The following is a 21,505-nucleotide window of genomic DNA, read 5'->3' as shown; positions in this document are numbered from 1 at the left end:
TAGGCTCAACGGGATGAGAGCCTCTGCCAATCGAGTGACGCTGCTTTGTATGCGAGCGTTGGCTGTGCTCTTGCTGTCGTTGAGCGCATCGTCCTTCGCGTCGAGTCCCAGTGATGCACTGCTGCAAGCCCTGCGCGGAACTCAGGCCGCTGGCGTCGTGCTCGACCTCAAAACAGGAGCAATGACGGCGCGCGTTGGCAGTGAAGTGCGGTCGACACCAGGCTCTACGATCAAGCCGCTGCTGCTGGAGTATGCGTTGGAGCACGGCATCATTACTAGCGGAGCGCAGGTCCTCTGCGACCGGCATCTTCGCATCGCTGGCCGAACGGTCGACTGCACGCATCCTGCAGACAGGAATGTATTCAATGCGGAGAGTGCCTTGGCGGAATCGTGCAATCGCTACTTCGCCGAACTCGGGCGGCGCTTTACCGGGCTTCAGCTGGAGCAGGCCTTGCGTGAAGCACGGATCGAGCACCATGCTGTTACGAACGCTTTAGCGGAAGATCGCGAACTGACAACCCTGGGCCTCGAAAATGTCACGGCCACGTCGCTTGAACTGGCCCAGGCCTATCGTGAGCTTATGCTCAGGCTTCCCGCCGGAGGCCCGGTCGAGCGCGGTTTGAAGGAGTCCATCGACTACGGTATGGCGCATCCGGCAGCCGTAGAAGGGAAAACTATCCTCGGCAAGACCGGCACCGCGAAGAACCCTGGCGAGACGTGGACCCACGGCTGGTTCGCAGGTGCGCTGCCCGGACGAATGGTCATCGTCATCTTCGTGCCGCACGGAGATGGAGGAACGGCTGCATCGCTGGCGAGGCAGTTCTTCCTCGCTATGCGTGACGCGGAAGCTCGCCGATGAGAGCTCTTCGCGCTGCCGCGATGGCGCTTGGCATGATCGCGACCACGACAGCACACGCGGACGACTCCGGCGGTCGCGATGTCACCGTCGCCTTGTTCTCGGCGCGTGATGTTCGCGCAGTCACTCTGACCCCACTCAACTCCGCGGCCTGGATAGCGGATTGCGCTACCTGCGCGCATCGCAACCTATCCGCGTCGATCAGCTTTCCTGGCTACGTCGAACTTTTCGCCGGTGGTGCGCTCCGCATCACCGATACCGCATCAGGAGAGCACCGGAGCGCCGTTGGCCTCTGGCATCTGAAGGCGGTTGCAGGAAGCGTCGATGTGGTTCTGACTCTGCCTAGCGAGCGTTACGTAGCCGCCGTCCTCAGCGCCGAGGCCGACGCGAAAGAGCCACCGGAGTCTTTGCGCGCGATGGCAGTGGTAGCGCGAAGTTATGCCCTCAACAGCCCGCATTACACCGCTCCTGCCGGGCATCTGAAGGCCGATCTCTGCGACAGTACGGAGTGCCAGGTCGCGCGCTTTGGATCTGTCTCAGACGCGATCGAGCAAGCCGTGTGGGAGACCGCAGGCGAGACGCTGTGGTTCGGAAGACGGAGCGCCGAAGTCTACTTCAGCCAGAGCTGCGGCGGCATGACAGAAGACGCTCATGCGGCGCGGTTTGCGACTCCTGAGGTGCCTTACCTTACCGCCCACATGGATCCTTATTGCGTGCGTCGAAGTGTATCCACATGGCACACCGAGGTGAAGCCCATCGATCTACAATCGGTCGCGAAATCCCAGGGTTGGCGGCTGCCTCCTGAGATTGCATCGGTGACGGTTACAAAACGAAGTGCGTCGCATCGGGCGCAAATGCTGGAGTTCGCCGGAAGCAACGGCGTCCGCGCACAGGTAAGCGCGAGCGCACTTCGCCTCGCCATCGACCGCTCGTTGGGATGGAACAAGGTCCGTTCCGACTGGTACGACATCGGGGTCCGCAACGGTACACTGATCTTCGATGGCAGAGGCTTCGGCCATGGGGTTGGCCTATGCCAGTTCGGCGCGACCGAGATGGCTATCGAGCACAAGAACGCGCGTCAGATCCTTGCCTTCTACTTTCCCGGAACGGTCGTAGGCATGGGCCCGAATGACAGCGGCTGGGTCAACGAAGATACCGCCGGCATCAAGGTTCGAAGCGAAGCGCGACTCACGGCGGAGCAGCGAGAAGAGATCGAAACTTCATGGCAGGAGGCAAAGACTCTATTTCCGCCGCGTACTTCCATCGCGCCGGAGATCAGCTTCGCACCGTCTGCCGAACTCTTCCGCCAGATGACCTCGCAGCCCGGATGGATGCTGGCAGGCACCAGCGGATCGCGCATCGTGATCAACGCGAGACCCATGCTGCATCAGAAGACACTTCGGCACGAGATGTTGCATGTACTGGTAGAGTCGGAGGCATCTACGAAGGCACCGCTGTGGCTGCGTGAAGGTCTTGTGGAAGTGCTCGACGGTGAACCCGTAGGCAGCGCGATGAGCGATGCTGCGATGGAGGCCGAACTGAGCCATCCCACAACTCACGGAACAAGTGAGCAGGCACATCGCGCCGCTGCCGCCAAAGTGCGCGCGATGGTCGCACATTACGGGATGGCTCCGATACGAAGCTGGCTCGTCTCCGGCGTGCCTGCCAGCGTGAACTAAGCGGCGCATGCCTCGCTGCGTTCGATCACTGCGATCGCTGTTGTGAAGGGCAGACAGATGAGGATGAGGTCTACAAGGATCACCGCACCCAGTCGCAGGACGAGGCTGATGGACTCGACCGGAAGACCATGGCCGGGCGTCCACTGCAGCAGCGCGTGCGTTAGGTGCGAGCCGATTACTGCTGAGAGCGCAAAGACGATCCAGTAAGTAAACGAGAAGACAAGACGCAACGTCGCGCGACCCCGTCGAAGCGCCAGCAATAGCGCCAGCGACGCAGCGAGCAGAAGCCCCGTGGCGAACCATCGCAGCACCAGCCACACATCCTCCAGCCAGTCGTAGAGATGGCTGTAGCTGAAGAAGTTGCGAAAGTGCGCGGAAGCGCGGGAGTTGAGGAAGCCCGCGAGCAGCGAGTCATCGATACGACTGAAGTGCTCAAGTAGCAAGCTCCATTCAAACCACAGCAGCGCCGCGGCAAGCAGTGTAAGCGCCCCGACTTGAATGCGTTTGCGGCCATCGCTATAGGAGATGGGGCAGGTCTGCAGCAGCAGAAAAGACTCGCCTCCGAGCGCGATCATCGCAATGATCAGCGCCATCAGCACAGAGAACAACTCTTCAAGCACGCTGGAGTCCGGAACATGCAGCCACAGCACAAACAGGATGGAGACCACGGCAGCAAGACCTAGCTGCTGCAGCAGCAGGCGAAGGCGAAGCAGGCCGCGCGCGCGGCGCAGAATGGCGGTCAATGGACACCTCCGTCAGGTGAGGGTACGTGCAGTGTAAGCGCATCGCTGGTAGCTTGCACGCCGGATTGATACATCGGCGCGACGCGCGCGGGATTGATGCGGAAGCTGCCGGGGTTGACTACCTTGATCAGGTAGAAGATCTCCTGACGCCCGCTGAAGGTCGAAGAGAAGAAGGCTGCGCGATCGTCGTGGAACTCGCGGCGGGTGTACCAGTCGTACCATCCGCCGGGACTCGTCTCGATGGGGTAGCTGTCCTCGGTTCGAACGAACTCGGCTCCTGCGGGAATGGGATCTTCGAGAAGAAGATACTTCATCGGGCTCCCATTGATGGCCTCATGCACGGCGAGCACATCGCCGATCTGTGCCTCGCCCGTCAGCGGTTCGAGCGTGTAGATCAATCGGCCGTCCTTTTGCTTAGGCTGCAGTTTGTAGTAGTCACGAGTCAGGTTTAAGGATAGCGTGCCCGCCTGGAACTGGGTGCGGTCGGTGGTGTAGTAGCGCCCGCTGGCGCGCCAGTAGATGCGTCCGCTGCCGCTACGTCGCACGATCTGGACATCGTTGTTGCCGGGCAGAAGCTTTGTGGCATCGAGGTCGATCGTGAGTGACGCGCCGCTGAGAGCGTCGGTTGGCGTGAAGTGTCGTTGGCCCACCGAGTGGCCATTGACCAGCGCTTCGACCGTAAAATCTGAGTCAAGCTCGTGCGAGGTGGCGATGTAGTCGACGAGGCCGAAGAGAACCATGGCCGTCTGCTCCGTGGACTGCCACCAACCATCGCCGTTGCGTTCGAGCATCAGCCACTGCGCGGCGGGCGCGAGCAACGGGCTGTCGGGATGCACCTTCGCGATGAGGCGAACAGCGTATGCAGTGGCCTCGGCATCGTTGCTATAGTCGGCGTCCAGCAGCGGAACATAAGAACCAGTCCAATGGACAAGGTCGCCTTGCTTGACCGCAGAGGATTCAAGCTGCGCCTCGACCTGGCTGGCGCGATCGTCCTTCCACTCGAGCATGGCGAGGCCGGTCATAGCCAGACCCTCGGGCTGCAGATCCTTACGGCGATCCCACTCCAACTCCGTCGCGGCCTTACGCGTGGCGACGGCTTCGGAATCGTAAGGCGGATCGCCAGCCTCGGCAAGCGCATAAAGCACCGCGGCGCGAAGATCGGGGCGCATCTTTGGGTGGTCGTGCAGCGTAGTTGCAAGATATCTCTGCCCGCTGTTCAGCATCTGCAACTGCTTGCCATGCAGAGGAAGATACTTCGCCCCTTGACCGATGCCGCCCACGACGTAAGCCGTCATGAAGACCTGGCTCGTGTCTTCCTTCCACCATCCCCAACCGCCATCCTCGTGCTGGTAGTCGGCGAGGCGATCGAGGCCGGCTTCCATCTTTGCGCGAAGGTCGGCCTCATCAACGCGTTTCGCTGCGGGCAGCTTGCCTAGAGTCTCTGCAACGATGACGTTAGGCAGGAAGCTCGACATCGTCTGCTCGGTACAGCCGTAGGGGAAGCTGGTGAGATAGTCCAGCGCGGAGACGAGCGATCCCGCGATGGAGGAGTTTACCTCGATCCGTAACGAGTGCGAGGCCGCATCGGTAGTCTGCGGAAAGCCAATGTTGCTCTGGGAGCGGTCGGCGGACTGCGAGATGACACCACCGTGTGCGACCGTCTGCACCACGCCCGCAGGCTCGACGGGAAGCGTGATCTCGAGTGCGTCGGACTCGATCGGTGTGATCGCTGAAGCCGTGAGCTTCGCCGTGCCGATGTGCGCGGCGTGCAGCTTCCACTGCGCTGTTGCCTCACCACGGCTTGGCACGGTGACCGTCTCATCTGATCCCGCAAGAACGTCGAGGCCATCGACGGCGAGCGAGAGCTTCGCCTGCTGCGGCGTGTTGAGATAGTTATGCACGATGACCGGAATGACGATCTCATCACCCTGCACAAGAAAGCGCGGCGTGCCCATGCGGACGATGATGTTCTTGCGCACCAGCACGCGACTCATCGCCGAACCGGCCTTCGAGTCCGCAGTAATTGCATGAACGGTCGCACGCCATGTAGTCAACGAGTCGGGGAAGGTAAGCGAGACCCGCGCGTGGCCAGTGGAATCCGTACGCACCGAAGGCGTCCAGAAGGCAGTGTCCGGGAAGGCCTTGCGCACGCGCGGCTTGTCCTCGTTGCCCGGCTTTACCTGCGCAAGCTGCGGCCGATATCGCGCATTGCGCAACGCCAGCATCGGAGACTTCGTTCCTGCCTCGCCGCTGAAGTAATAGCTCAGCGAGGAGTCCACCCACGTCGAGTCATAGCGCTGCGGATAGAGCCGAGTGAGCATGTCGCCGCTGGAGTCCGGATGGATGGAGTAGATCGCCTCATCGACGACTCCGAAGCTGAGGTCAGCGCTTACCGGCTTGCCCGCGAAGTCCAGCGTAGTCACGTCGTAGTCGGCCTTCTGTTGCGGTTGAAATGTATCGCGCGTAGGCACAATTTGTACCTGCAACTGCTGCTGTGCGGGCGGGACTTTGATGACCTTGCTGGCCTGGTAAAGCACGCCGTCCTTCACATAGATTGCGTCGACGGTGATGTTGGGCTGGCTCTCCGCAGTAATGGGAATGTCGAAGGCAAGCGTGCGTCCGTCAGAGGTAACCAGCTCGCGGCGAAGGACCGTATCGCCCTGCACGATGATCAGTGCGTGAAAGCCTGCGGTCTCGGAGACGAGACTGAGATGAGCGGTGTCGCCGGGGGCGTAGCTCTTCTTGTCGGCGACGATCTGCGATGTCTGCGTGGAGTCTTCGCCGTAGGCGGACTCACCCGCTCCCATGATCCACAGGTAGCTTTCATCGCTCACATCGCGCGTACCAGGCTGCACGGCGCTGGCAGTCGCTTCGAGTCCGGCGGAGCTGTACTGCTTCGACTGCACCAGTACCTCGCCGGTCGCCTTGCCGCTCGCATCCGTCGTTACGTCGACTGCTGCGCCCTGCGTGGTCTCGGTCTTGCTATTCTCATAGTGGCGATAGACGAGCGCGACGTGGACTTGCGTTTGCACCGGCTTGTCGTCGTAGTCGATGGCAGTGATGCGGAACTTTGCTGACTCCCCTGCGTGAACGGCATAGGAGACCGGCTCTACATTGACGCGAAACGTTCCGTAGGTCGCGAGGAATCTGCCACGGCCGGTGACCTCGCGATTGGCTTCGTCAGTGACTCCCGCCTCAACCGTGTAGTCGTAGTCGGCGTGAGTCTTGTCCTTATCGTTGACCGGGGTGGGAATCTGGATAACGAGCCGACCATCCGCGTCCAGCTTGCCGGTCTTCTCGTCCTGAGCGTCGCCTGCGTAGTTGTAGCTCTCAGAGCCTGCGTCATCCTGCGGTGGCCCGGAGTTGTCTTCGTCCTCGCCCCACCAGTAGTGGCGCTCGCGATAGATGCGGTACTTCACCTTGCCGTTCGCGACCGGCTCGCCGAAGAAGTAGCGCGAGTCGATGGTGACGGCCATGTCCGTGCCTTGAAGCACACGCTTGCTGGCGGGTGTGACCTGCACGCGGTACTCCGGCTTGCGATACTCCTCGACGTGGAAGTCGCCGCCCATCACGCGGTCGTCGCCGTCACCCACGCTGATGCTGTAGTAGCCAAGCGCCGCATCTTTAGGAAGATCGAAGTCTCCCGCTACGAAGCCTGCCGGATCGATCGGCATGGACCGCTCGAAGACCGTCTTCGACTGATCGTCGACGATGGTCACGTGGACACTCTGCGGCTTGGTAAGGACGAGCAGGTTCCCCTGGTGCTCGCGCAGGATCGCCTTCCAGTGGACAGTATGCGTGGGCCGGTAGACCGGTCGATCCGTGTAGATATACGCGGCGAACTTGTCGTTGCTGGAGTAGTTCAGCGAATAGCTCTCCGGCGTTGCGACCGCTACCTCAGCCCCCTTGCTGCCAACCACCCAGAAGTTGTCCTGCTGCGTCTTGCTGGCGGGGATGGAGAGCACCGCTACACCGTCTTTGTCCGTCGTCGCGGTGTCTGCCTGCTTTTGCCCAAAGCCCGCAGCCACCTGCACGGCTTCAACCGGAGCACCGGTCGCGCGGTCGACGACGAAGGCCATCACACCACCCGGCCCCGTGCGCGTCACCAGCACATTGCGGCTGATCATCAGCAGCGTATACGCCTTGTACTGGCCATCGGTGGCCTCGATCAGATAGAGGCCAGAGCTGAGATCTTTGACGGCAAGGTCGTTCGAGTCGGAGATATAGGTCGCCGGAACAAGCTGCCGCCAGCGAGCCACAAGCTGGCGATCGTTCAGGAGCGGTATCTGCGCGAACTGCACCGCGCTGACGATGCGGCTACGGCTGGAGAGCTTCGTCTGCTTCGATCGCAGCGAAGATCGTGCGTCGTGCGAGAACTGGTGGCGGAAGAACTCGCGGATATTTTCCCATATCTCCATCTTCCAGTCGTGGAATTTCTCGATCCACGTGCGTTCGTCGATCTGCTCGGAGGGGCCGAAGGGGCCTGTGTCGCCGAACGAGTGCAGCTCGCGTAGGTTCTCGATGAACCGGACAGGATCGTTGACCCGATAGACGCGGAACTCCAGCGCATCGACATTGTGCGTGTAGAGGTGGATCTTAGGCTGCTCGCCAGGAGCGTAGCTGCGGCTGGTGCTCAAGTTGAACGAGATCGCCTTATTGGTCGACTGTCCCCGCGCTGAGCAAAGGCCAGCCACCAATAGCAGCAGAAGGAGTCGAAGCTTCATCGGGAATCCTCCCGCAGAATATTCCAGCGATAGACTCCAAGGAAGTTCGAGTTTTCCGGCAAGGGCCGCCAGCGACGGTCTGGGTGCGCGAGAAGATCGTCAAGCATGACTCGGCGCACTTCGCCTCTCTCCTTACCGATTGGGCCCGTGTGATACACCGCCCAATTATGCCCTGAACCGGTGAGGATCATGGAATGAAAAGGAGAGTTTTGTTCGAGCTGGCGAAAGAAGAGCAGGTCGCCCATCTTTGCCGTACGAAGATCGCGCGAGACAAAGAAGGTGTTGCGCTGCATCAGCGTCTTCGCGTCGGCAAACTGGGCGAAGGCACCGTTTCGGGCGTCGTCAGCCGCGTACCTGCCCGGACTTACCCGGAACAGGTTCGCGCCCAGCGGCGTGAAGGGATACGCATACTGCTGCACGGACGGGATGGGCGGCAGGGAATCGAACGGCTGCGCGGTCTGCCATGCCGCATCGTGGGCGTGTAACGATCCGCGATAGGTCCAGCGCAGCAGCGCCGCGCAGTCATCGATCTCGCCTGGCAGCCGGTCGGCCGGAAGCGCTGCCGCCGTATCGGCAAGCGCAGAGATCCACTCGCGGAAGGCAACTCGGTCGGCAGCTCTGTGCAGACGAAGCGCATCGGGCGTTCCGTCGCCGAAGGAGTCGTTGTCGTCCTCGGTGAAGTGGAGGTGAAGGGTCGTCTTGCTGTTTGCGGAGAACTCAACGAGGTTGCGCGTGCCGGGCAGCACGGGGCTGACGGCCTCAAGGATGGTCTGGCCGGCTCGTGACTCCAGGCGGGTCTGGAGGTCGGGGACTGTGGCTGGACTATCAGCTTGTTGCGGCCCTATGAGTCGAACCTCACGTAGCGGCGGCGCACTGAAGGTTGCGATCGGGTGCCAGCCGCCATCGGCTGGCAGCGTGACATCACGCTCGCTCAGCACCAGTTTGTCGTGGTGCCTCGAAAAGTAGAAACCAACGCCAGCGATCACAACCAAAATCGCTGCGAAAGCCAGCCATACTCTCCGAGTCGATTCCCGCAGCATAGATCGCATTAGAGCATGGTGAAGAAGGTGATTCTGGATCTCAAGCTCGGATTCAGAGGCAGTGGAAGCGGAAATCTAACGCCTTTGTTTGCCTCGACTTTTGCCCAAAGTTGCACTGCAGACTGTGCAGTGCCATTGCATGGCGAGAAGAATAAGGCGAAGATAAGGCGAATATATGCCTCTCGCCCAGACTCTCCGCAGACAGATCGAAGCCACTCTCGCCGACAGGGTGCCAGCCGCTCTGTCTCCCGCAGCGAAGACAGTCAGGCAAGGAGTTCTATCCGGTATTGACGCAGTAGACGGCCTGCTGCAATCCGGTGTCGCCGAGGGTGCCATCACCGAACTGGTCGGCGCGGAGGGCTCGGGGCGCACCTCGTTGGCGCTGGCCTATCTCACGGCTCTTGCCCGGACGGATACCGTCTGCGCGTGGATCGATGTGGCCGACTCCCTCTGCATCGAAAGCGTGGCCGCCAATGGCATGGATCTCGAACGCCTGCTCTGGGTGCGATGCGGACAGCCACGGATGCAGGCTCTCACCCCAAAGCGACAGAGTGAGCTGTGCCCTGGCCTTGCTTCAAACACGCAGCCGCGCCACAACGGAGGCGGAAGCCCGCATCCGCGCTCTGAGGGCAGGGACATGCCGCAGGCGATCGGCAAGCTGCTTCAGGCTCATGGTGGATTGCTAGACCACCAGCTTCGCCGGGAGAAGAAGTCCATCGGCACGCCTGGCGCTCCCAACCGTCCGCTTACTAAGCAGTCCGGCCCACGAGAAGAGCAGGTGAACTCTGACCGCCTGCCGCCGAGGCGCGGCGAGAATCTCGCCATCGCTTCCCGATGTGCTGAACCGCAGCCCCGGCGCGCGCCGCAGATCACTTCCAAGGAACGTATGCCGATCCAAAAGGCATCCGTGCTGGATGGCATGAGAGCCGGCAAATCCGTGGCTCGAGCACCGTGGCCTGCGCTCGACCAGGCGATACGCGCTACGGATCTGCTGCTGCAGGGCGGTGGCTTTGGTGCCATCGTGCTTGACCTCGGTAGCACCCCAGCGGAGATCGCATGGCGCATTCCGTTGGCGACGTGGTTCCGGTTTCGTGCTGCCTGCGAGCGCTCCCGGACAAGCCTTCTGCTCCTGACGCAGCATCCCTGCGCGCGAAGTAGTGCAGAGCTTGTGGTGCGGCTTGAGACCGGTGCCATGGAAGCGCAAAGTCGCGTCATGACCGGCATCCGCTATCGCGCCGCCATCGAACGCAGCAGGTCTGAAGAGAGAGCGGACCGCGTGGTCTCCATCCGCAAGCCGCCGCAGCCTGAACGCCCCGGCCAATGGGCGAGCCATGCCGCATGGGGGCAACCGTGATAAGTGAGCCTCTCTACATCTGCGTCCATGTGCCGGAGTTCCCGGTGCAGGCGCTGCTGCGTCTGCGACCGGAGAAGTCACAGTCGCCGGTCGTTGTCGTGGAAGGCGATCCGCCGCTCGAGCAGGTCTGTAGCGCGAATACTCGGGCCATCCGGCTCGGTGTCGCACAAGGCATGACGGTTGCAGAACTGGAGATGTTTGCTGGCGTCACCGTCTTTCGACGTTCAGCAGCGGAGGAGCGTGTCGCCCGCTCTGTTCTGGTGGAGACGGCTGCGAGATTCACTCCACGGATCGAGATTCAGAGGTCAGCCGGAACGGCCTTTGTGATGGCGCTCGACATGACCGGCACGTCGCGCATCTTTGGCCCGATTGAACGATCGATAGACGCAATCGCCCGCGCCATGAAGCCGCTTCATTTCTTCGTGCAGTTGGCTGCAAGCGCCAATCTGCATGCGGCCGTCTGCATCGCTCCGTCTGCTCGCAGGCGTCCTGTCTTGATCCTGGCGGGACAGGAGCAGCAACACCTGCGTCCGCTGCCGCTCGCCGCGCTCGATCTCACGTCGCAGCAAGCGGAGACGCTATCGCTATGGGGGCTGCACACCCTGGGAGATCTTGCCGCACTGCCGGAGGTAGACCTCGTCGTACGCCTCGGGCAGGAAGGCAAGCGGCTAAGGCTGCTTGCGCGCGGCGAACATCCGCACCTGATGGTTCCGGAAGAGCCGGCATTTTCTCTCGAAGAGTTCATCGCCTTCGATGCGCCTGTAGAGATGCTCGACTCGCTGCTCTTCATCGTTGGCCCCATGCTCGACCAGCTTCTTGCCCGGGCGTTGAACCGCTGCTACGCGCTGGCAAGCGTGACGATCAAGCTGGGCCTTGATGGCGGCACCGAGCATGAGCGCACGATCAAACCAGCACTGCCGGTGGCGCAAAGGGACGTGCTGCTGAAGCTGCTGCACCTCGATCTACAGGCGCATCCCCCATCTGCGGGCGTGAGCAACATCTTCCTCCACGCCGAACCCGGCGATCGCAGCAAGGTGCAGATGGGCCTCTTCGCGCCACAACTGCCTGAACCCACGCGCCTCGATGTAACGCTGGCGCGCATCGCCGCGCTTGTCGGCGAGGATCGCGTAGGCAAGGCCGTTCTGCTCGACAGGCATCGCTCGGACAGCTTCAAAATGGAGCGCTTCACTGTTCCGAAGTCGACGGTTCAAGACGAGCCAGCAAGGCACGCCGTTGCGCTTCGCCGCTGCCGCCCTCCGGTTAATCTTTCTGTCCACCATGAAGGTCGTAGACTGGCCTCGTTCTGGTTCAACAGCAGGCTCTACAAGGTGGAGCAGGCATACGGCCCATGGCGTCAGAGTGGCGACTGGTGGTCATCAGACGTATGGTCGCGCGAAGAGTGGGACGTGCAGGCTGCTGCAGATTCGGGAAACTCGCTGCTGTGTCTCATCACCCACGATCTGCTTGGCGACCGCTGGCAGATGGACGCGCTCTATGACTGATGCCACGGAATACATTGAGCTTCATGCCGCGAGTGCGTTCAGCTTTCTTGAAGGCGCATCGCAGCCCGAGGGCCTTATTCGAGCCGCCGCCGAAGCGAATATGCCCGCCATCGCGCTGCTCGATCGCAACGGCTTCTACGGTGCCGCGCGGTTTCATTCTGCAGCGAAGGAGAATGGAGTGCGCGCCCACATTGGCGCGGAGATCGCAGTCAGTGATCTTGAAGATCGCCTGCAACCGCCGGAGTGGCTGCCTCATCAACACAGGGCAGAGCCGGTACGGCTCCCGTTGCTATGCACCTCGCGCGCTGGATATCAAAACCTTTGCCAACTCATCACGCGCTTCAAGATGCGTGAGCCGATCAAGAGCGAAGGTGCGGCGCGAATCGACGACCTTGCGGAGTTTCGCGATGGACTGATTTGTCTTACTGGCGGAGAGGAAGGCCCTCTCGCGTCCGCTCTTCACGCAGGCGGTGAAGAGGCAGGCCGTCAATGTGTCGAACAACTCACCGAACTCTTCGGCCACGGCAACGTCTATGTCGAGTTGCAGCGTCACGGCGATCGCGCCGAGGAAGCCCGCAACCAGGCCGCGCTTCGCATCGCGGAGAGCCTTCGTTTGCCCATCCTCGCAACCAACGGAGTTCGCTATGCGACGCAGTACGAGCGCGAGATGCTCGACGTCTTCACCTCCATTCGGCACCACGTCTCGCTCGATGAGGCGGGCCGTCTGCTGCAATCCAACTCGCAGCGACAGGTTCGCAGCGCCAGCGCGATGCGCCGCATCTTCAGCGATCTTCCCGAGGCGATCGAGAACACGCTGCTGGTCTCACAGCGTCTCCAGTTCGAACTGAACGACCTTGGCTATGAGTTTCCGCGCTTCGACACACCAAGTGGCGAACCGATGGAGGTCTTCCTGCGCAAGCGCGTCGCCGAAGGCATCGAAAGCCGCTACCTGCCGAAGCGAGACACCGATCTGCATAAGCGCGCGAAGAAGCAGGCCGAGCGCGAACTCGCGCTGATTGAAAAGCTCGGCTTCGCAGGCTACTTCCTGATCGTGTGGGACATCGTCCGCTTCTGTAAAGCGAACGACATCCTGATCCAGGGAAGAGGCAGCGCGGCGAACTCGGTCGTCTGTTATACGCTAGAGATCACCGCCATCGATCCGGTTGGCATGGATCTGCTCTTCGAGCGCTTCCTCAACGAGAATCGCAACGAGTGGCCGGACGTCGATCTCGATCTGCCCTCGGGCGATAAGCGAGAGCAGGCCATCCAGTACGTCTATCAACGCTACGGCGAGCTTGGCGCGGCGATGACCGCAAATGTCATCACCTATCGCGGCAAATCCGCTGCCCGCGAGGTCGGCAAGGCGCTTGGCTTCGATGAGGAGACGTTGGGCCGCCTCTCCAGCCTCATCGGCCATTGGGAGTGGCGCAAGAAGGACGAGACTCTCGGGGACAACTTCCGCCATGCAGGCTTCGACCTCGGCCACTGGCGCATCGCCAAGTATGTCGAGCTGTGCGAACGCATCCAGGACCTGCCGCGACATCTCGGCCAGCACTCGGGCGGCATGGTCATCTGCCAGGGCAGCCTGAACAAGGTGGTTCCGCTCGAGCGCGCCTCCATGCCTGGCCGCAGCGTGGTGCAGTGGGACAAGGAAGACTGCGCCGAACTTGGCCTGGTCAAGATCGACCTGCTCGGCCTGGGCATGATGGCCGTGATGAAAGATTGCCTCACGCTGATCCCCGAGCACTACGGCGACGCTGTCGACCTTGCGCAACTCCCCGCCGACGATCCAGAAGTCTATGCGACCCTGCGCCGTGCGGACACAGTGGGCATGTTCCAGGTAGAGAGCCGCGCCCAGATGGCCTCCATACCGCGCAATGCTCCAACGAAGTTCTACGACCTCGTCGTGCAGGTGGCGATCATCCGCCCCGGTCCCATCGTCGGCAAGATGATGCATCCGTACATGCGCCGCCGGCAGGGAAGAGAAGAAGTCACCTATCCGGTTGAAGCGCTTAAGCCTGTACTGGAACGGACGCTTGGTGTGCCTCTGTTTCAGGAGCAGCTGCTTCGCATGGCGATGATCGTAGGCAACTTCACCGGAACAGAAGCCGAGGAGCTGCGCAAGGCCGTCGGCATGAGGCGCTCTTGGAAGCGAATGGAAGAGCTGATGGTAAAGCTGCGCAAGGGCATGGACGCGAACGCCATAGCCGCCGAGACGCAGGACGTGATCGTGCAGAGCATCCAGTCCTTCGCGCTGTATGGATTTCCTGAATCGCACGCCGCCAGCTTTGCTCTGATCGCCTATGCCTCGGCCTACTTCAAGGTGAAGTATCTCGCGGCCTTCACCTGCGCGATGCTCAACAACCAGCCGATGGGCTTCTACACGGCGGCCACTCTGGTGAAAGATGCGCAGCTTCATGGCCTCCGCGTGAAGCCCATCGATGTGCAGATCTCGCAGATCTGCTGCACGGTAGAGCACGAGCCCAGTGGCTTACTCTCCTTGCGCCTCGGATTGAACTACGCCCGTTCCCTGAAAGCGGCTACAGCGTCGCTGCTGGTGAGCGCACGCCATGCAGGCGGCCCCTTCCAAAGTGTCGAGGACCTTTCCCTGCGTGTGCCTGCATTGAACCGTAGCGACCTCGCGCAGTTAGCGCGGATCGGTGCTCTCAACTCGCTCGGCGGCGTCGAGCACAGGCGCGACGCCATCTGGCAGATCGAGCAGGTAAGTCGTCCCGTCGGCCCCTTGCTCCAACAGAGCGAAGCGGCGCCTCAGTCATCCCATTCGCCACTGCTGAAGATGAAGACGGACGAGCGGCTGGTCGCAGACTACTCCGGCACAGGCCTTACTACCGGCCCTCATCCCATGGCCTACCGTCGTCGCGAGCTGAGAGGCATGGGAGTCTCTTCCGCGCTCGAGCTGCGTCTTCAACCCGATGGTCGCCGCGTCATAGCTGCCGGTTCGGTCATAGCCCGCCAACGTCCGGGCACGGCGCAAGGCTTCATCTTTCTCTCGATGGAAGACGAGACGGGGATCTCGAACATCATCATCACACCGCAGCTCTACGAGCGTGAGCGCGTCCTCGTCACGCGCGGGCGGTTCCTCAAGGTCTATGGCAAGCTGCAGAACCAGGATGGAGTCGTGCATGTGAAGGCGGAGTCCCTGGAGCACCTGCACGCCGCGGCGATCGAAGTGCGCTCACATGACTTTCATTGAAGAAAAAAGAGCCATCCTCCTAAGAGAATGGCTCCAGTTGATGGCTGCTGAATGCAGGTTAGAACGTGTAGCGCGCCCCGAACTGGAACTGGCGCGGCGTGTTGATGGTCGAGGTAATCTGTCCGAAGGTTGCTGCAACCGACGGTTGTGTTTCCACAGAAGTGATGCTGGGCACGTTCGGTGCGCCAAACTGTGGCCGATTAGCGATGTTGTATGCGGACACCTCAAAGCGAACCGCTTGTTCACCACGAAGTGTATATACCTTGTACAGCGATAGATCGACGTCGTTCGATCCGTTCGTCCGGACATGATCGAGATACGCTGGTGCTCCTCCGGGTACGAACTGACTCGAAGGGAGTGCGAAGCATCCAAAGTTGAACCAGGTGGTCGTGGTATGTGGAGCGCCCTTGCTCGGATCACAGGTCAGGTTCGGCCGCTGGTTGAAGTAGGAGATGGAGGCTCCGACGATCGGCGAAGCGATCGGAACTCCCGTGCTCAAGTAAAGAATGCCATTAGCAGTCCATCCTCCAAGCGCTGCGTTTCCAATGCGCCCCAGATCGAGCGCACGGCCCTGGCCGATGGGAAGATCGTATGACACATGGCCGGTGAACTGATACTTGACGTCCTGCGGGCTGATGGAGTGTTCCAGGTTCAGGTTCTTCCAGTCCTGCGGGCTCCCAGCGTGAGTTCCAACGAATCCGAGCGGCGGGTTCCCATCATCCGTGATCAGCTTCGCCCAGGTGAACGAGGCCAGCGTCGTGAAGTGCTTTGTCAGGCGTTTCTGTACTTTGGTTTGCAGAGAGCTGTAGTCGGAATCGCCACCGGGATAGCCGTGGATGATGACTCCGTTGCCCGCGCCATAGTTACCGCTGCCAAACTGTGGAAACTGCTGCAGCGATGCCCATAGCGGGATCGTTGCCGATCCATAGTTGGCATTGGTCGCTGGCTCCAGGCTGGCATAGGTATTCGGCACCATGGTGCAGGCTGGATTCGAAGTGTCTACGCAGAGCGAGTAGCCATACTTCCCAATTGTGCCGAGGTCGAGCTGGTTGAGGTCGGCAGTTCCCAGGGGGATGAAGAGCCCGCGGCTGCCCACGTAGCCGACACTCAGAATCACCTGGTGTGGCAACTCATACTCCACTCCAAGATTGAAGTTGTAAGTTGTTGGCGTTCGTTGCGAGTGGAGGACCGTTTGCAATGTTGTGCCTAGATTGTTGGCCAGTCCGGTGGGCGAAGAGATCAGTTGCACCACACCGTTGGGGAACGGGTTGCTCAACGAGTAGATCCCGGTTGTGCTGGGTGCTGGAGCGCCTTCTGCCGCTCCCTGGCAACCCGAGGTTCCGTTGTAGGTCGTGTTGCCGTCGGCGTTGAAACAGGTGGCGTCCCACTGCGTCTGCGAGGAGAAGCCGTCGCTGTCCTGACCGGTACCTGCGACCATGTGGGTGCTTGGGCCGTAGTAGTATCCCGCACCGCCGCGCAGAACGAGATGGTCCACAGGCTGCCACGAGAACCCGAGACGAGGGCCGAAGTCCTTAAGGTTCGTCGCAAACGGAGAACGTGCGCCACTGCTTGCGTAGATCTCGGCCCCGGTATAGGAGACGCCGCTCACTGAATTCGCTGCATTCGGATTGAAGTATTCGAGACGGTTGTGCCGCTCGGTACGTCCGCCAAAGATGTCCCAGCGGAGACCGGCGGTGATGGTGATCTTCTTTGTTGGGCGGAAGGTGTCTTCAACGAAAGAAGCGTAGTACGGGCTGGACTCGGCGGCGAAGATGTCCTTCGTGAAGTTGGGGTAGTCTCCCGATTCGGTGCCAGGCTGCGTCCCAATGCCCGCCAGGAAGGAGGCGAAGTCGCTGCCGCCCACGCTGCTTGCAACGGATTGATCGGTGCCGCTGATGTCGAAGGCATAGGAACCCGAGGCCGCAGGCGGCTGGCCCACATTCAGGAATCGCTTCATGTATTCGAAGCCGAAGTCGATCTCGTGCTTGCCCAGGACCTTGGTCAGCGTCGCGCTTGCGTCACTGTTTTCGCTGGCATAACGGAACGTGTTGTAGTCTGCCGTTCCGCCCACGCCGCCGCCTACATCGCCGAAGGTCATGAACGGAAGCACCTTGAAGACCTCCTGCGCTGCCAGCGCGGCCGGAAAGCCCAGCGCGGTAAGGTCGGTGCCATTCTGCGCCGGATCGCCGCCCTGGTTCTCGAAGTGCCGGGTAAACGAGTAGCGCAGTTGCAGCACCGTATTGGCATTCAGTGTGTAGTCGTCCGCGAGCAGGATGTTGCGGCCATTCGTCACGTTCTGCGCGTAGTTCAGGTCATACGCATTACCGAACGCGTTGAAGGTGGAGGTGAACAGCCGGTCGAAGGAGAAGCGCCCGAAGACCCGCTGCTTCTCGCTCTGGATCCAGTCCACGCGGACATCGAAGCGTTGTGCCGTGGTCGGATCGAGACCCGGAGCGTAGAAGTTATTCACCGCGCCAGTCGGGTCCGAGTCGCAGGAAGCACCCACGTTGCACTTAGGCATCTTCGCGAGAAATGCAAGCGCAATGGGGTTAGGATTGGCGATCTTGTTGCCGGCGAATGCCTGGCGTGTGCCATCCGGATTGTCGGGCTTCGTCGGGTCGTAGATGGTGAACGAGTCGGCAGAGAAATCGCCCGTGCGTTCCGCGCTCGTCGGCACCGTAAATATGTTGGAGCCGTCGAACTGCTGCTGCTGTGTCGCTTCGTAGTCGCCAAAGAAGAAGATCTTGTCGCGCTTGATGGGGCCGCCAATCGCGCCGCCCTCCTGGTAGCGATGGAACGACGGGGGCGTGTTGGCTGCGCCGCTGCTTAGCTGGCTCTGTTTGTTGAAGTACTCATTGGCCGCCAGCACATCCGGTCGAATGACGACGAAGCCGTCGCCGTGGAAGTGGTTGCCTCCGGACTTGGTGGCCAGGCTGATCACGCCTGCACCGCCGCTTTGATAGGAAGCCGGGGTGTTCTGCGTCTCCACACGTACCTCGTCCACGCCGTCTTCGGGAATCTCGAGTGCCGGGATGATCGCCGCCGCGTTGTTCTCCGCGATGCCCACCGGGCTTCCGTCCACCATGTAGTAGACCGATCCAACGATCGATCCGTTGATCGTGTAGGACGAAACATCGACTCCGGGCCTGCCGCTCGAGATGTTGGTGATGGCAAAGGAACTCGAAGAGTTATTGGCTCCGTTCGCCGGAGTGACACCCGCGCTCAACTGGATGAGGTCGAAGACGTTGCGGGTAAGCAGCGGAACGCGATCGATGGTCTCCGCCGTGATCAACTGTCCCACGGTCGAGTTGCTGGTCTCAGCAAGGTCGCTCGTCTCGGTCACGTTCACGACGTCCGATGCCGAGCCCACATGGAGCGCGATGTTGACGGTGCTGACCTGGTCGACCGTGATCGTGACATTTTCCTGCGCGACGCTCTCAAAGCCGTCCTTGGTCGCCGTAACCTTGTACTGCCCGGGGTTCAGGGAGACGAAGGTGTAAAGGCCCGCCGCCGTGGTGCGTGTGTGCTGGGTCGCCCCGTTCGCGCTGTTGAGCAGGGTCACCGTCGCACCGGAAACGACAGCTCCGCTGGGGTCGGTGATGGTGCCGCTGATGCCACCTCGGCCCGCCTGGGAGAATGCCGGGATCGCGCTCAAGACGAGAAGGCTCACAAACAGGGAGAGCCTCCGCAGGGAAGAGGAGTTGCTCATTCGGCCAAGGAACATGGGTAGCCTCCGAATCGCTGGAATTTGAATTGACGGGAAATTTGCGCCAGATTATTGTGGTTCAAACGTTTGAATGTCTTTGAGTGATAGGTATAGGACTCGATCTTCAGCATGTCAAGCGAAAAATCCTGTAGAGGCCGGCGATCAGGATTTCTGCCGCCGGACGCGCCGCCCGTGATCTTCGCGCACGGCGATCGCGCGAAACAAAACCGCCAAATCCACCGAGGTGACGAAGAATGCCGCAAAAAAAATCTGGCCATGTGACCCTCACTGACGTCGCGCGTGCCAGTGGATTCTCCGTCTCGACCGTCTCCATCGTTCTTAGCGAAGCTCCGCTCTCGCAAAATGTCGCGGCCGCCACGCGAGAGCACGTCCGGGCGATGGCCCGCCAGCTTGGCTACCACCCCGACGCCCATGCCCGCTCACTCCGCCGCCGCAGCACGCAGACCATCGGCGTGCTGGCGTTCGATCTCTCCGATCCCTTCTGCATCCCCATCATGCGCGGCATCCAGTCCGGCCTCCACTCCGCTGACTACCTGCCCCTGGTCATGGACGCGCAGACCCAGCGCAAGCTCTTCGACGGCTATCTCAACCTGCTGCTCGAGCGCCGCGCGGAGGGTCTTATCGTCATCGCAAGTTGGGTCTTCGAAGAGACCAACCTGCTCGCCGATGTCCGCAAGAACAACGTTCCCATCATCATCGTTGGCCGCGACCTTACCTCACGCGGTATCAACTCGATCCTGGTCGACAACGAGGCCGGCGGTGCGCTGGCAATGCAGCACCTCAGCGATCTCGGCCACAAAAAGATCGCGGTCATCCGCGGCCCCCAGGGCATGAGCGATAGTGAGCCGCGCTGGCAAGGCATTCAACGCGTAGCGAACGAAAGCGGCATCACGCTCGACCCGCGTCTGGTCTTCGAGCTGCCCGCGCTGGCTGACCCGGAGTCAGGCTTCGAGGGCGGCTGCCGGCTTGCAACCGAGATGCTGGCTTCAGGGCGATCTTTCTCAGCGGTACTCGCCTTCGACGACCTCACCGCCCTCGGTGTCGTTCGTGGACTTACAGAGGCCGGTGTCCGTGTGCCCGAAGATTGCTCGGTGATGGGCTTCGACGATGTTCTCCCGGCGCGGGTCGCCACACCGTCCATCAGCACTATTCGCCAGCCGCTCAACGAGATGGGACTCAAGGCCGCGGAACACATCCTTCACGCCGTCAAGATTAAGAACTTGCCGACGGCTGGGCCATCGCTCCTGGTGAAGGCATCGCCAGAGCTGATCGTCAGAAGCTCAACCGCCGTCCGGAAGAGTAAGAAGAAAGGAAGGGCCGGTTGAAGCAGATGCCACTGGAGAGTCTGTCCAGCTGGGCTTGCGGACGGCATGGATTCAAGGTCGATCAGCATGCGGTTTCGGGGTTCTGCGCTACGGAACCGACCCGCCGATCGCAGCCGTAATCTCCGCCGCCGCGGCTCCTAATGGCTTGATGACGTCATCCATAACGACGCCCCCCAAAGCCCGGATATAAGGCACCGTCAACGCCCCCAGAGCCGAGCCGCGATCGTCGAGCACCGGAAAGCTGATGTTCACGACGCCCTTTACGAGGTAGCTCTCACGCTTTTCATATCCGTCGTTGCAGATCCGGCCCAGGTGCGCGTTCAGATCACGCGGCAGAGCCTTCCCGGTATCCCGCATCCAGTCCGCAAGCGTCCTCTCCCGCTGATCTTCCTTCTGGTGGGCAAGAATCACATATCCGCTGGCGGCAGCCATCAGGTCCACCGTCGATCCCGGCTTCACATAAAAGCCGACGTCCGTAGGCGCGTTCACCTGCGAAAGAATCACCACCCGGCTGGTCTCAAGGACGCCGAGATGGCAGGACTGCAGCGTCTGATGTGCCAGCCGCTGCATGACCGGAAGCGCGCTCGCCAGCAGCCGCTCCGTCGGCGGATGCTCGTGCACCAGCTTGAACAGCTTCAACGTCAGTGAGTAGCGATCATCCCCCACCTGCGCGATGTACCCGCGCTGCTCGAGCGTCAACAGCATGCGGAAGATCTCCGACACCGTCCGGTTCAGCGCCCGCGCGAGCTGGCTCTTTGTCATCCCCTCTGTCTGGCCCGCGAGCAGCTCAATCACGTCCAGCCCCTTGTCCAACGCCGGGGTCGCATAACTTACTACCTTTGCTTCTTTCGCCACGATCTTCCTTCCAATAACGCTGTTGAACCAGACCGGCATCGCCACCGCGCCTCCCCGTGACCGCGGAGAGCCCGAACCGTAAAGGAGACTTTGCACAGACGAGGCATCATACCTCGCACGAATCGCGAGTGGCTCTCTACCTCCGCCGGATTCCCGCCATAGAAGCGTCCTTGACAGTCGTTAGTTCGGTCATGTATCACATGGTTTTCATGGATGCAAAATATGTTTCGCCAGTGGTGAGACAGCCGCATCCAAAAGGTCAGTCCACAGATCACCATGAACTTCGGAAGTATGAGCGCATATCCCGTGGAACCCATTCAGGCGCACTCTTGCGCCCGGCTATGTGTCGTCCTGGATACAGAGCGCTCCGTCTTTTTGCCGCACCCAAATCGCCGGAACCTCCAGCTTCCCGAATCATCCCGGGCGGGTGCATCTCCAGCCACGCAATAACGCCTTACACCTCCTAAAAGCCTGTTTCCGACTTTC

Annotated in this window: 11 protein-coding genes; 6 read left to right on the top strand and 5 right to left on the bottom strand. The window is 61.1% G+C overall.

The window, feature by feature from the left end; genetic code table 11:
* Positions 1 to 13 precede the first annotated feature (13 nt).
* Together OHL18_RS17335 and OHL18_RS17330 are read left to right on the top strand one after the other, a co-directional pair.
* Positions 14 to 859, top strand: coding sequence for a penicillin-binding transpeptidase domain-containing protein (locus OHL18_RS17335; protein WP_263376130.1), 846 nt, complete (start codon positions 14 to 16; stop codon positions 857 to 859).
* Positions 856 to 2,535 (top strand): SpoIID/LytB domain-containing protein, encoded by a 1,680-nt coding sequence (locus OHL18_RS17330; RefSeq protein ID WP_263376129.1) that lies wholly within the window; start codon positions 856 to 858, stop codon positions 2,533 to 2,535. The genes OHL18_RS17335 and OHL18_RS17330 overlap by 4 nt, the downstream gene beginning before the upstream one ends.
* Here the strand turns inward: OHL18_RS17330 and OHL18_RS17325 are convergent.
* From OHL18_RS17325 to OHL18_RS17315, 3 genes are read right to left on the bottom strand one after another with little or no spacing between them, the layout of a single operon-like run.
* The gene (locus OHL18_RS17325) at positions 2,532 to 3,278 is read right to left on the bottom strand and encodes a hypothetical protein (RefSeq protein ID WP_263376128.1); all 747 of its coding nucleotides are present in this window, start codon (positions 3,276 to 3,278) and stop codon (positions 2,532 to 2,534) included. The two genes, OHL18_RS17330 and OHL18_RS17325, sit on opposite strands and share 4 nt — an antisense overlap.
* Entirely contained in the window at positions 3,275 to 8,002 is a 4,728-nt protein-coding gene (locus OHL18_RS17320) for an alpha-2-macroglobulin family protein (protein WP_263376127.1), read from the bottom strand. The genes OHL18_RS17325 and OHL18_RS17320 overlap by 4 nt, the downstream gene beginning before the upstream one ends.
* Entirely contained in the window at positions 7,999 to 8,988 is a 990-nt protein-coding gene (locus tag OHL18_RS17315) for a DUF1175 domain-containing protein (protein WP_263376126.1), read from the bottom strand. Before OHL18_RS17315 ends, OHL18_RS17320 begins: the two co-directional genes overlap by 4 nt.
* A gap of 229 nt (positions 8,989 to 9,217) precedes the next feature.
* Between OHL18_RS17315 and OHL18_RS17310 the strand changes: the two genes are divergently transcribed.
* Genes OHL18_RS17310 through OHL18_RS17300 form a run of 3 tightly spaced genes read left to right on the top strand, consistent with a single transcriptional unit; the run spans position 9,218 to position 15,112 of the window.
* Entirely contained in the window at positions 9,218 to 10,396 is a 1,179-nt protein-coding gene (locus OHL18_RS17310) for a RecA family protein (protein ID WP_263376125.1), read from the top strand.
* Entirely contained in the window at positions 10,393 to 11,898 is a 1,506-nt protein-coding gene (locus OHL18_RS17305; RefSeq protein ID WP_263376124.1) for a DNA polymerase Y family protein, read from the top strand. The genes OHL18_RS17310 and OHL18_RS17305 overlap by 4 nt, the downstream gene beginning before the upstream one ends.
* The gene (locus OHL18_RS17300; protein ID WP_263376123.1) at positions 11,891 to 15,112 is read left to right on the top strand and encodes a DNA polymerase III subunit alpha; all 3,222 of its coding nucleotides are present in this window, start codon (positions 11,891 to 11,893) and stop codon (positions 15,110 to 15,112) included. The genes OHL18_RS17305 and OHL18_RS17300 overlap by 8 nt, the downstream gene beginning before the upstream one ends.
* Before the next feature lie 58 nt (positions 15,113 to 15,170).
* Here the strand turns inward: OHL18_RS17300 and OHL18_RS17295 are convergent, their stop codons facing one another.
* The gene (locus OHL18_RS17295) at positions 15,171 to 18,836 is read right to left on the bottom strand and encodes a TonB-dependent receptor (RefSeq protein ID WP_263376122.1); all 3,666 of its coding nucleotides are present in this window, start codon (positions 18,834 to 18,836) and stop codon (positions 15,171 to 15,173) included.
* 236 nt (positions 18,837 to 19,072) lie between these two features.
* Between OHL18_RS17295 and OHL18_RS17290 the strand changes: the two genes are divergently transcribed.
* Positions 19,073 to 20,164 carry a LacI family DNA-binding transcriptional regulator gene (locus OHL18_RS17290; RefSeq protein ID WP_263376121.1) on the top strand — a complete coding sequence of 364 codons (1,092 nt, stop codon included), beginning with the start codon at positions 19,073 to 19,075 and terminating at the stop codon, positions 20,162 to 20,164.
* A gap of 87 nt (positions 20,165 to 20,251) precedes the next feature.
* Here OHL18_RS17290 and OHL18_RS17285 read toward each other — a convergent pair whose 3' ends face one another.
* Positions 20,252 to 21,019 carry an IclR family transcriptional regulator gene (locus OHL18_RS17285; protein ID WP_263376120.1) on the bottom strand — a complete coding sequence of 256 codons (768 nt, stop codon included), beginning with the start codon at positions 21,017 to 21,019 and terminating at the stop codon, positions 20,252 to 20,254.
* Positions 21,020 to 21,505: the final 486 nt, after the last annotated feature.

Origin of the sequence: Granulicella aggregans (assembly GCF_025685565.1) — a bacterium.
In the GTDB taxonomy this organism is placed as follows: Bacteria; Acidobacteriota; Terriglobia; order Terriglobales; family Acidobacteriaceae; genus Edaphobacter; species Edaphobacter aggregans_B.
The sequence above is the reverse complement of the archived record's forward strand: the minus strand, read 5'-3'. Positions and strand labels throughout refer to the sequence as shown.

Bases quoted from the DNA above. Each gene is read 5' to 3' on its own strand.
- OHL18_RS17330 (WP_263376129.1), top strand. From the start codon at position 856: ATGAGAGCTCTTCGCGCTGCCGCGATGGCGCTTGGCATGATCGCGACC.
- OHL18_RS17300 (WP_263376123.1), top strand. From the start codon at position 11,891: ATGACTGATGCCACGGAATACATTGAGCTTCATGCCGCGAGTGCGTTC.
- OHL18_RS17290 (WP_263376121.1), top strand. From the start codon at position 19,073: ATGCCGCAAAAAAAATCTGGCCATGTGACCCTCACTGACGTCGCGCGT.
- OHL18_RS17320 (WP_263376127.1), bottom strand. From the start codon at position 8,002: ATGAAGCTTCGACTCCTTCTGCTGCTATTGGTGGCTGGCCTTTGCTCA.
- OHL18_RS17335 (WP_263376130.1), top strand. From the start codon at position 14: ATGAGAGCCTCTGCCAATCGAGTGACGCTGCTTTGTATGCGAGCGTTG.
- OHL18_RS17295 (WP_263376122.1), bottom strand. From the start codon at position 18,836: ATGTTCCTTGGCCGAATGAGCAACTCCTCTTCCCTGCGGAGGCTCTCC.
- OHL18_RS17310 (WP_263376125.1), top strand. From the start codon at position 9,218: ATGCCTCTCGCCCAGACTCTCCGCAGACAGATCGAAGCCACTCTCGCC.